This is a genomic window from Pseudomonas sp. NPDC089569, assembly GCF_050280625.1.
Taxonomy (GTDB): domain Bacteria; phylum Pseudomonadota; class Gammaproteobacteria; order Pseudomonadales; family Pseudomonadaceae; genus Aquipseudomonas.
Window position 1 is genome coordinate 1 of sequence record NZ_JBNNVQ010000020.1, and the last position, 11,958, is coordinate 11,958.

The window sequence follows — 11,958 nt, forward strand, 5'->3', positions numbered from 1 at the left end:
AAAGCGAAACTTGCCGATTGGCTGTACGACGTGATCGGTACGTCGGTGGCTTCTCAGGAATCTGTCGTGGTGTCGTTTGCCCTGGCCGAACAGGTACTGCGAAGACCCGGACTTGCCGCTCAAGGCACCGTTGGGCCGCTCCGGCCGCGCCGAAAGCGGTCGCCAGTCGTTTTCCATCGATGCGGCCAACGAATTCGATCCGCTGTTCGAAGACGTCTATGACTGGTGCGAACTGCAAGGCCTGGACCTCGATACGCTGATCCACGAAGACGGCCCGGCGCAGATGGAAATCAACTTCCGTCATGGCGACGCGCTTGACCTGGCCGACCAGATCACCGTGTTCAAGCGCACCCTGCGCGAAGCCGCCCTCAAGCACAATGTCACCGCGACCTTCATGGCCAAGCCGATTGGCGATGAGCCCGGCAGCGCCATGCATATCCACCAGAGTGTGGTGGACATCGCCACCGGCAAGCCGATCTTCGCCGACGCCAACGGGCAAATGAGCGACCTGTTCCGCCAGCACATCGGCGGCCTGCAGAAGTACATCCCCAAAGTGCTGCCGATGTTCGCGCCCAACGTCAACTCTTTCCGTCGCTTCCTGCCGGATACCTCGGCACCGGTCAATGTCGAGTGGGGTGAAGAAAACCGCACCGTCGGCCTGCGCGTGCCAACCTCAGGCCCGGAAGCGATGCGCGTGGAAAACCGTTTGCCGGGTGCCGACGCCAACCCTTACCTGGCCATCGCCGCCAGCCTGTTGTGCGGCTACATCGGCATGGTCGAAGGCATCGAGCCGAGCGCGGCCGTGGAAGGTCGAGCCTATGAACGCCGTAACCTGCGCCTGCCGATCACCATCGAAGACGCCCTGACGCAGATGGAAGAGTGCCAGGCCATTGGCAACTACCTGGGCAGCAAGTTCGTGCGCGGCTACGTCGCCGTCAAACGCGCCGAGCACGAGAACTTCAAGCGCGTGATCAGTTCCTGGGAGCGCGAATTTTTGCTCCTCAGCGTCTGAAAACCCATCGCGAGCAGGCTCGCTCCCACATTTGAAATGCGTCCCCTGTGGGAGCGAGCCTGCTCGCGATAGCGATCGCCAGAACACCAGAGAATCACCCAAAAAATTACAACAATTACTGATCGCTCCCACTCTCTGCACGGGAGCGATCAACATCCAAGAAGGTGTCGATATGCGTCTGTTGAAATCCATGGTCCCGGTCGCACTGACCGTCCTGTTCAGCGCCGTTGCCCAGGCCCAACCCACCGTGAGCGTCTACAACTGGACCGACTACATCGGCGAAACCACCCTCGCCGACTTCCAGGCCAAAACCGGCATCAAGGTGATCTACGACGTTTTCGACTCCAACGAAACCCTGGAAGGCAAACTGCTCGCCGGACGCACCGGTTATGACGTGGTGGTGCCTTCCAACCACTTCCTGGCCCGTCAGGTGAAGGCCGGTGCATTCCTCAAGCTGGACCGTGAACAGTTGCCGAACTTCAAGAACCTGGACCCGAAACTGCTGGCCCTGCTCGAAAAGAACGATCCGGGCAACGCACACTCGGTGCCGTACCTGTGGGGCACCAACGGCATCGGTTACAACGTCGACAAGGTCAAGCAGGTGCTGGGCATCGATCACATCGACTCCTGGGCGGTATTGTTCGAGCCTGAAAACATCAAGAAACTCAGCCAGTGCGGCGTGTCGATGATGGATTCGGCCGATGAAGTGTTCCCGGCGGTGCTCAACTACATGGGCATGGATCCCCGAAGCGAAAACCCTGAAGACTACAAAAAGGCCGAAGCCAAGCTGTTGGAAATCCGGCCTTACGTGACCTACTTCCACTCCTCCAAATACGTCTCGGACCTGGCCAACGGCGATATCTGCGTGGCGTTCGGATACTCGGGCGATGTTTTCCAGGCCGCCAACCGGGCCAAGGAAGCCAAGAACAATGTGAACATCGCTTATGCCATCCCCAAGGAAGGCAGCAACCTGTGGTTTGACCTGCTGGCGGTTCCCTCCGATGCCGCCAACGCGAAAGAAGCCCATGCATTCATCAACTACCTGCTCGACCCACAGGTCATCGCCAAGGTCAGCGCCTCGGTCGGCTACGCCAACCCCAACCCCGGCGCCAAGCAGTACATGGACGCCGAGCTGGTCGACAATCCCGAGGTTTACCCGCCCCAGGCCGTCCTCGACAAGCTGTACATCTCCACCACGCCACCGCAGTCGATCATGCGGCTGATGACCCGTTCCTGGAGCAAAGTGAAGTCCAACCAATGAATCAGTACACCCAGGAACATACTCACTCCTATTACGCCGCTTCAGCCCATGGCATGGCGCCCTTCCCTGCGCTGGCCGAGGATCTGGTGGCCGATGTCTGCGTGATCGGTGGCGGTTTTACCGGCGTCAATACCGCCATCGAGCTGGCCCAGCGCGGGCTATCGGTGATCCTGCTGGAGGCCCGGCGGATTGGCTGGGGTGCCAGCGGGCGCAACGGCGGTCAATTGATTCGTGGCATCGGCCATGACATCAGCGGTTTCGCCCGACATGTCGGTGCCGAGGGCGTGCGCTATCTGGAACGCGCCGGCATCGAGTCGGTGGAACTGGTGGGCCGACGTATCCGCGAACACGACATCGATTGCGACCTGCGCTGGGGTTTTTGCGAGTTGGCCAACACCCAGGCGCAGTTCGCCGGACTGAAAGCCGAATACGCGCACCTCAAGGAGTCGGCTTACGCCCACGAAACCCGTCTGGTGGAACCGGGGCAGATCCGTGAGCAGGTGGTTAACTCCGATGTTTACGCCGGCGGTCTGGTGGACATGGGGTCGGGCCACTTGCACCCGTTGAACCTGGTACTGGGCGAAGCGCGGCTGGCGAAGTCCCTGGGTGTACGGATTTTCGAGCAAAGCCCGGTGCTGGAGGTGATCCATGGCGGCACCGTCAAGGTGCGCTGCGCAGCTGGCACGGTACGCGCCGGCAGCCTGGTACTGGGTTGCAATGCTCATCTTGAGGAACTGGAGCCGAAGCTCAGTGGCAAGGTGTTGCCTGCGGGCAGTTACATTATCGCCACAGAGCCCTTGCCGGCGGAGCTTGCCGCGCAACTGATCCCGCGCAACCTGGCGTTGTGCGACCAGAAAGTCGGCCTGGATTACTACCGACTCTCGGCTGACCGGTGCTTGCTGTTCGGTGGCGCGTGCCATTACTCCGGGCGCGATCCACGGGATATCAGCGCGTACATGCGCCCGCAAATGCTCAAGGTATTCCCGCAACTGGCCAATGTGCGCATCGATTATCAATGGGGCGGCAAGATCGGCATCACCGCCAACCGCTTCCCGCAGGTCGGGCGCCTGAGTCAGCACCGCAACGTGTTTTATGCCCAGGGCTACTCCGGCCATGGCCTGAACGTGACGCACTGGTGCGCGAAATTGCTGGGTGAAGCGATCCAGGCCGGGCATAGCCAGGGCTTCGATGTCTTCAGCGCCGTGCCCCACATGACCTTCCCCGGCGGCCGCGTACTGCGCTCGCCCTTGCTGGCACTGGGCATGCTCTGGTACCGGATGCGCGAAGTGCTTGGCTGAACACGGCGTACCTGCGGGAGGCAGGCATGCCGGAGAAGGCGTTTCGAATTCAGCGCAAGACGTAAGGCCGTTCTCGCTGTAGGAGCCAGGCTTGCCGGCGAAGCGTTCTCGAAAACGCCACATGACGCCCGGCCGCCTTCGCGGGCAAGCCTCGCTCCTACAGGCGAAGGCGTTTTCGAATTCGTCGCATGACGTGAGGCCGCCTTCGCTGTAGGAGCCAGGCTTGCCGGCGAAAGCGTTTTCAAATGCGCCGCATGACGCCAGGTCGCCTTCGCTGTAGGAGCCAGGCTTGCCGGCGAACGCGTTTTCAAATGCGCCGCATGACGCCAGGTCGCCTTCGCTGTAGGAGCCAGGCTTGCCGGCGAACGCGTTCTCGAAAACGCCACATGATGCCCGGCCGCTTTCGCGGGCGAGCCTCGCTCCTACAGGCGAAGGCGTTTTCGAATTCGTCGCATGCCGTGAGGCCGCCTTCGCTGTAGGAGCCAGGCTTGCCGGCGAAGGCATATTCGAAATCAACGCATGACGTAAGGCCCCCTTCGCGGGCAAGCCTCGCTCCTACAGGCGAAGGCGTTTTCAAAATCAGCGCATGACGCGAGGCCGCCTTCGCGGGCAAGTCGGATCGCCGCCCGCTCGCTCCTACAGGCATCGCACGACGCAAGTCGGCGTCTCCACAACCGCACGATCCGCCTTTCGATTTGCTCAATTGCAAGTCACTTCTATATTGATGGGGTGCTCATCCATTTCCGATTTCTGTCGAGCCTGGCCCATGGCGACGAGTGACCACCTGATCATCTGCGAGCACTGCGACTGCGTGTACGAAAAAACCACGCTCGCCAAGCATCAGAAAACGCTGTGCGTTCGTTGCGGCGGGGTTCTCCAGCGCTATAACGGATTGACCGTGGAGCAGCGCCTGGCATTGACCTTCACCGCATTGACGCTATGGCTGTTCGCCAACTTCTATCCGGTCATGAGCATCAGCCTCAAAGGCCTGAAAAACAGCGCGACATTGTGGGACTCGGTGATGGCCCTGAGTCTGGGCTCGATCACCTTCATCGCGCTGGTGGCGGCGGTCGCCATGGTCATTGCGCCGATTTTCCAACTGGTGCTGCTGATCTGGGTCCTGAGCTTCGCCCTCGTCCACCGGCGCGCACCGGGCTTTCGGTTCTGCATGCGCTGGCTCGAATCCCTGAGGCCCTGGAGCATGCTGGAGGTCTGCCTGCTGGGGGCAATGGTGGCGGTGATCAAGCTCGCCGGCCTGCTGGACGTGTTGCCCGGCATCGGCCTGTTCGCGCTGGCGATTCTGAGCCTGATGATGATCCGAGTCGCCGGCCGCGACATTCGCGACCTCTGGGACACCCTATGACCAGCCCGCCGGTTGCCCGCGACCTGAACCTGTGCCTGTGCCACAGCTGCGGGCTGGCCTGCGACATGACCCATGATCCCCACGAATGCGAGCGCTGCGGTGCACCGCTGCACCGGCGCAAGACCCAGTCATTGACCCGGACCTGGGCCTACATGCTCACGGCCCTGGTGTTCTACATACCGGCCAATCTGTTGCCGGTCATGAATACACAGATGCTCGGCGATGGCGCCGACAGCACCATCATCAGCGGTGTGCTGGAGTTCTGGGAAGCGGGTGCCTGGGACATCGCCCTGATCATTTTCATCGCCAGCATCGCCGTGCCGGGCATCAAGTTCGTCGCTCTGGGCCTGTTGCTGATCTCGGTGCAACGCGACAGCCAATGGGCCCTCAGGGAGCGCTCGAAGCTGTACCGCTTCGTCGAGGTCATCGGTTACTGGTCCATGCTCGATGTGATAGTCGTCGCCCTGGTGGCCTCGTTGGTGAAATTCCAGGCCCTGGCCGACATCGAGCCACGTCCGGGCATTCTGTTCTTTGGCCTGGTGGTGGTGTTCACCATGCTGTCGGCGATGAGTTTCGACCCGCGTCTGATTTGGGACAAAACGGGCCAGAATCCAAACAATGAGGAGGTCAAGGATGAAGTCACAAGCCACTGACGGGCCACAAGCCCCTGGCCAGGCGCCCATCAAGACCCGGCGTTTCAGCGTATCGCTGGTGTGGATCGTGCCGATCGTCGCGGTGCTGGTAGGTATTTCCCTGGTGGTGCACAGCATTCTTCAGGAAGGGCCGACCATCACCCTCACCTTCAAGACCGGCGACGGCCTGACCGCTAACAAGACCGAGGTCAGGTACCGCAACGTGGTCATCGGTCACGTCACGGATGTGGAATTGAGCGGTGATCAGAAAAGTGTCAACGCGACGGTCAAACTGTCGAAACAGGCCGAAGGCTTCACCCGCGAAGACTCGCAGTTCTGGGTCGTGCGACCACGCATCGGCGCCGGCGGCGTGTCGGGGATCGATACCCTGCTGTCCGGGGACTACATTGGCGCCGATATCGGCCAGGCCAATGGACGGGCAAAGAACTTCAAGGGCCTGGAAAACCCGCCTCCGATTACCTATGGCGAACCCGGCAAACGCTTCACCCTGCGTAGCCAGGACCTGGGGTCGCTGGATATCGGCTCGCCGGTCTACTACCGCAAGATTCCGGTTGGCCAGGTCGTGGCCTACGCGCTGGACCCCAACGGCGAAGGCGTCAACATCGACGTGTTCATCCACGCCCCCAATGACCAGTACGTGACCGAGAACACCCGATTCTGGAATGCCAGCGGGGTTGACGTGAACGTCGGTGCCAACGGTTTTGCGGTCAAGACCGAGTCCTTGTCTTCGCTGCTGGTGGGTGGCATCACGTTCCGTGCACCGGCCTACAGCCCCAACGACAAACCGGCGCCCGAGGAATATGCCTACGAACTGTTCGACGACCAGCAAACCGCCCTCGCCCCGCCCAACGGCAAGGCGCAGTTCCTGGCCTTGCGTTTCGATCAGGCACTGCGTGGACTCAAGGTCGATGCCCCGGTGGAGTTCCTGGGCATGGAAATCGGCAAAGTGGTGGCGATCAACCTGGATTACGACGAGAAAAAGCGCTCGTTTCCGATCAATGTCGGCATCGTGATCTACCCGCAGCGACTGGGCCAGGCCTACGGCAAGATGCTCAAGGTGTTCAATCATGATCCCAGTGACGAAGCCGGCGGCATACGTTTGATCGGCACCTTCATCGAGAACGGGCTGCGCGCCCAGGCCCGCACCGGCAATCTGTTGACTGGCCAGTTGTATATCGCCCTGGACTTCTTTCCGAAAGCCGACAAGGTCAAGTTCGATGCCAGCGCGCGCCCGGTCATGATTCCGACCGTGCCGGGCAGCCTGGAACAATTGCAGGAAAAACTCGAAGCGATGGTCGACAGGTTCGCCAAACTGCCGGTTGAACAAATTGCCGGCAATCTGGACAGCAATCTGGTGGAACTGCGCAAAAGCCTGAGCCAATTCAACGGCAAGACCCTGCCAAGCGTGCAAAACACCCTGGTGGATGTCAGCAAGACCCTGAAAACAGCCGACTCGACCCTGCAATCGGCCGGTTCGACGCTGGCCGACGATTCGCCGCAACGGGAAAAACTCGGCCAGACGCTGGACGAGCTGGGGCGCACCTCACGTGCCTTGCGTGATCTGGCGGACTACCTGGGCCGGCATCCGGAATCGCTGATTCGCGGCCGTCCCGACAACGCCGCGCCAATGGATCTCAAAGGGCCACCGAGCAAATGACCACAGGAGCAACACCCATGGCTTTTTCGCCCAAATTCACTCTGGTCACCGCATTGTTGCTGCTCGCTGCCTGCCGCAGTGACCCGATCCAGTTCCATACCCTGACCCCGGCTCAACTCAATACCGGATCGAGGTCCGCAGCAGAGATTCAGATAGAAGGCATCACTGTGCCGCCTCAGGTCGATCGGCCACAAATTGTCATTCGAGAGGGCAACAGCGGCCTGGCGATTCTTGAAACCCAGTGGTGGGCGGCCAGTCTGGTGGATGAGCTGCGCAGTGCCCTGGTCGATCAACTGATCAACGACAATCCGCGGCGCAAATTATCCGTACGCATCGAAGTGCAGCGATTTGATTCGGTGCCCGGCCAATACGCGCTGATCGACGCACAATGGCGCCTGCGCAATACCGAGGGTGACAAGTCGACCCTGACCTGCCGCAACATCTTGCAAACACCTTCCGGCTCCAGCATTGATGAACTGGTGGCGGCGCAACAAAACAATGTCAAACGCCTTGCTGCGCAGATCAGCCAGGCGGCCAGCGGAACCCGTCCAGGCTGCCCCGCAAACTGATCCCTTCTGTATTGATTGGCACCTGCCCGGCAGCGGCTCGATCGCTGCCGGCGTAACAACTGCTAACAATAAAAGTGATAGAGAGTAATTTCTAACAACTAAGTTAGTTGCCCATCAGTACACCGCTGCATTTTTTTCACATCTCTTTCACTCTACTGATACCTGCCTGCATTTAGCTTGCCCTGAAACTACAGCACCGCTACTAGTTTCAGGGCCGGGATCCAGGCTGCTTGTTGAAACCAGGAATGCGTCACGACAGGAAGAACACTTGAACAGTCCTTCATCGCACCAACGGTCGCCGACTGTCCCCCGGCGACCGCGACTGTTGAAATCACTGCTGGCAGGCGTCGGGACCTTGCTGGTTGCGGCAGTGGTGACCGGGTTTGTCCTGTGGCCGGATTCCCCGGTGCATCTGGTGAATGCGGACCCGCAAGTCAGAGGCCGGTTTTTGCAACATTGGGCCGATGGTGATGTGGTCGTATTGGTTCGCCATGCCGAACGCTGTGACCGTTCCAGCAACCCTTGCCTGGGCCCTGCCGACGGGATTACCCGCGCGGGTAGCGACGCTGCTGCCCTGGTAGGGCAAGGTCTGCAGCAGCTGGGGATGGCTCAGACCGAAGTGTTCAGCAGCCCCATGACCCGAACGGTGCAAACCGCCCATTCCATGTTCGGGAAAGACGCGCAGACCCAGGATTGGCTGGCCAGTTGCGGCAGCAGCATGAGCCGCGATGTCGTTGCACACAAGCGCATGGGACACAACCTGGTACTGGTGACCCACAGCAACTGCATCAGCGACTTCGAAGCCCAAACCGGCTTTGAGCATGCCAAAACCAGTGAATATGGCAGTGCCTTGTTCGTTGTATTTGGCGCCGACGGGCAACTTCAACCACTGGGCATTGTGAATGCCGATGACTGGAGCTCGATGTTGGTAAAAAGAGACTGACCGATACCTGATGGTCATTACCATCACGCCAACTGACCTTTTCAACCTTCATGGCATTTCAATGCCGTGAAACATTGCGTATCGACAAGTAGAACCCGATGCCTACACCAACTGACAATCAAACGCCTCAACGCCAAGGACGAGTGATGACGCCGAACCAACCGTTACCCCAATCCATCGACCATCCAAGCCGCCCTCAACTCATGGCGGCTCCCCTCACCCAGCGCTTTGTCGTGCTGACGCTGGTGCTCGCGTTCGTGGCGTTCTACCTGTTGCCGCTGATGGGGCATGGCATGTGGATTCCGGACGAAACCCGCTATGCGCAGATCAGCCAGGAGATGTTGCTGAGCGGCAATTGGGTGTCGCCGCACTTCATGGGCATGCGTTATTTTGAAAAACCCATCGCCGGCTACTGGATGATTGCCATCGGCCAGGCGGTGTTCGGCGAAAACCTGTTCGGGGTCCGTATCGCTTCGGCGCTGAGCACCGGCCTGAGTGTCTGGCTGGCTTACCTGATAGGCCGCCGCCTCTGGAATGATCCGCGCAAGAGCTTCGCCGGCGCCTTGCTGTACATGAGCTTCGGGCTGATCGCCGGACAGGCCGGCTACGCCAACCTCGATCCGCAGTTCTCTTTCTGGGTCAACTTGAGCCTGGTGTCACTGTGGTATGCCATCGACAGCCAGACCACTCGCGGTCGGGTCGCGGCCTGGGTGGTACTCGGCGTTGCCTGCGGCATGGGGTTCATGACCAAAGGGTTTCTCGCCTGGCTGCTGCCGGCGTTGATCGCCGTGCCCTACATGCTCTGGCAACGCCGGCTGGGCCAACTGTTGCGTTACGGGCCGTTGGCCGTGGTCGTGGCGGTCGCTGTATGCCTGCCATGGGTACTTGCCATCCACCATCGCGAACCTGACTTCTGGAACTTTTTCTTCTGGAACGAGCACGTGCGTCGCTTCGCCGCCGATAACGCACAGCACGCACGACCATGGTGGTTCTACCTGCCGATGATGGTCGTGTCGAGCCTGCCGTGGGCCGCCTTGCTGCCGACCACATTCGTCCAGGCCTGGAAGAACAAACAGCGCCCTGTCTTTGGTTTTCTCCTGCTCTGGCTGCTGCTGCCCCTGGCCGTGTTCAGCGCGAGCAGCGGCAAATTGCCGACCTACATCATGCCTTGCCTGATGCCCCTGGCCTTGCTGATGGGACATGCCGTTACAGAGCTGCTGACTCAGGCACGGGGACGGACGTTGCGCGTCAACGGCTGGCTCAACGTGGCCATTGCAAGCATTGCCCTGATCGCGCTGCTGTATCTGCAAACCCGCAAGGAAATCTACGAAAACACCGAGATGTTCAGCCTCTCGCTGGTGTTCATCGTTCTGCTGGGCTGGATCATTGCCAACGCCTTGCAAGTGCTGCGGCCATTGCAATTCTGGGCCATGCCGGCCCTGGGTATCGGTTTGCTCGTAGCGCTGCTGCCGGCCGCCATGCCGGGCCAGATTGTCAACAGCAAGATGCCCGACCGGTTTATCGCCGAGCACCTGGGCAGCCTGAACCAGACGTCATCCTTGCTGAGCAACGATCTGGGGGCAGCCTCGGCCTTGTCCTGGTTGACCAAGCGGCCGCAGGTGGACCTCTACAATGTCATCGGCGAACTCAAATACGGCCTCGACGACCCGGCCATGGCCTCACGCAAAGTGACCATGGACAATGTTGGGCAGTGGATGACCGAAGCCCGTAAAAAGGGTTCGGTCGGCGTGGTGATGCGGGTCAACAGCGTCGACGAAGTCCAGGAAGTCGAAGCGTTACCCCTGGACGGCCAACGCTATCAGCGCGGCAACCTGCAGATTCTGATCTTCCCGCAAAGCAAACCCTGAGGCGAATCGCCCCCTCCGAAAACCGGGAACCTGAAATGGGTTCCCGGTTTTTTCGTTTAAGGGCGGACGCTTTTTTGTCGAGGATCTGAACAGCTTGATGCCCTTGAACTTCGCGGGAAAGTGCGCTGGCAGGCCTTTTCGAGTTTTAAGTGGTTGCAAAATGACAGGAATTAACCATTAATTTGACGTTTTTTTCTCATTCTGCGCTCTACATTCGCCGGCCTTAAACATGCAAATGATTCCTATTGAACTACACTGACCGACGAACTTCCTTCGCCGACTCGACGTGTTCGACTCTAAAAAACCGGAGCTGCCACCGCATGATTTCCCGTATCCCGTCTTTCCTGAAAAAAGCCCTGCTGGCCACTGCCCTTGTGAGTGCAGGCCATGTGTATGCAGCCGATGGCGTCGGCATCGTGGTTTACAACGCGCAGCACGAAGGCCTGACCAAGGCCTGGGTTGAAGGCTTCACTCAGGAAACCGGTATTCCGGTTACGTTGCGTAACGGCGACGACACTGAGATGGGCAATCAGTTGGTGCAGGAAGGCGCCGCCTCGCCGGCCGATGTGTTCCTGACCGAAAACTCCCCGGCCATGGTACTGGTCGATAACGCCGGGTTGTTCGTGCCGGTCGACAAAACCACCCTGGAGCAAGTCGATGCGGCCTACCGTCCTGCCCACGGCAAATGGGTCGGGATCGCCGCGCGCTCGACGGTGTTCGTCTACAACCCGAGCAAACTGACCGAAGCCCAGCTGCCCAAATCGATCATGGACCTGGCCGACCCGAGCTGGAAAGGTCGCTGGGCTGCATCGCCAGGCGGCGCCGACTTCCAGGCCATCGTCGCCGGCATGCTCGAACAGAAAGGCGAAGCCGCGACCCTGGACTGGCTCAAGGCCATGAAAACCAACTTCAGCGCCTACCGTGGCAACAGCTCGGTGCTCAAGGCCGTCAATGCCGGGCAAATCGACAGCGGCGTGATCTTCCACTACTACAGCTTCGTCGATCAGTCCAAGACCGGCGAAAACAGCAAGAACACCGCCCTGCACTACTTCAAGCACAAGGATCCGGGTGCATTTGTCAGCATCTCCGGTGGTGGCGTGCTGGCTTCCAGCAAGCACAAGGAACAAGCCCAGGCCTTCCTGAAATGGATTACCGGCAAGGACGGCCAGGCCATTCTCAAGGACGGCAAGTCGTTTGAATACGCCGTGGGCAAGAACGCTCAATCCAACCCGAAACTGGTGCCTTTGCAGCAGCTCGACGCGCCAACCGTCGATGCCTCCAAACTCGACAGCAAAAAGGCCGTGGAGCTGATGACTCAGGCGGGACTGCTTTAA

9 protein-coding genes and 1 pseudogene are annotated in these 11,958 nt (G+C 59.9%); all 10 read left to right on the plus strand.

What is annotated here, in order from left to right:
* Positions 1 to 100 precede the first annotated feature (100 nt).
* Positions 101 to 1,012 (plus strand): annotated as a pseudogene (locus ACQKP2_RS11505) (glutamine synthetase family protein); the annotation flags it as partial.
* A 172-nt stretch (positions 1,013 to 1,184) separates the two neighbouring features.
* Positions 1,185 to 2,273, plus strand: coding sequence for a polyamine ABC transporter substrate-binding protein (locus ACQKP2_RS11510; protein ID WP_427576466.1), 1,089 nt, complete (start codon positions 1,185 to 1,187; stop codon positions 2,271 to 2,273).
* The gene (locus tag ACQKP2_RS11515) at positions 2,270 to 3,571 is read left to right on the plus strand and encodes an NAD(P)/FAD-dependent oxidoreductase (protein ID WP_427576468.1); all 1,302 of its coding nucleotides are present in this window, start codon (positions 2,270 to 2,272) and stop codon (positions 3,569 to 3,571) included. The genes ACQKP2_RS11510 and ACQKP2_RS11515 overlap by 4 nt, the downstream gene beginning before the upstream one ends.
* A gap of 766 nt (positions 3,572 to 4,337) precedes the next feature.
* Positions 4,338 to 4,934, plus strand: a complete 597-nt coding sequence (locus ACQKP2_RS11520; RefSeq protein WP_427576469.1) for a paraquat-inducible protein A — start codon at positions 4,338 to 4,340, stop codon at positions 4,932 to 4,934.
* Positions 4,931 to 5,587, plus strand: a complete 657-nt coding sequence (locus ACQKP2_RS11525) for a paraquat-inducible protein A (RefSeq protein ID WP_427576471.1) — start codon at positions 4,931 to 4,933, stop codon at positions 5,585 to 5,587. The genes ACQKP2_RS11520 and ACQKP2_RS11525 overlap by 4 nt, the downstream gene beginning before the upstream one ends.
* Positions 5,568 to 7,244 (plus strand): intermembrane transport protein PqiB, encoded by a 1,677-nt coding sequence (locus tag ACQKP2_RS11530; RefSeq protein WP_427576472.1) that lies wholly within the window; start codon positions 5,568 to 5,570, stop codon positions 7,242 to 7,244. Before ACQKP2_RS11525 ends, ACQKP2_RS11530 begins: the two co-directional genes overlap by 20 nt.
* A 17-nt stretch (positions 7,245 to 7,261) precedes the next feature.
* Positions 7,262 to 7,813: a PqiC family protein gene (locus tag ACQKP2_RS11535; RefSeq protein WP_427576474.1), complete on the plus strand. Its 552-nt coding sequence runs from the start codon at positions 7,262 to 7,264 to the stop codon at positions 7,811 to 7,813.
* A 325-nt stretch (positions 7,814 to 8,138) separates the two neighbouring features.
* The gene (locus ACQKP2_RS11540) at positions 8,139 to 8,756 is read left to right on the plus strand and encodes a histidine phosphatase family protein (RefSeq protein ID WP_427576476.1); all 618 of its coding nucleotides are present in this window, start codon (positions 8,139 to 8,141) and stop codon (positions 8,754 to 8,756) included.
* Positions 8,757 to 8,902: 146 nt separating this feature from the next.
* On the plus strand, positions 8,903 to 10,624 hold the full coding sequence (arnT, locus tag ACQKP2_RS11545) for a lipid IV(A) 4-amino-4-deoxy-L-arabinosyltransferase (protein WP_427576477.1): 1,722 nt from the start codon (positions 8,903 to 8,905) through the stop codon (positions 10,622 to 10,624).
* A 320-nt stretch (positions 10,625 to 10,944) separates the two neighbouring features.
* Entirely contained in the window at positions 10,945 to 11,958 is a 1,014-nt protein-coding gene (locus ACQKP2_RS11550) for an iron ABC transporter substrate-binding protein (RefSeq protein ID WP_427576479.1), read from the plus strand.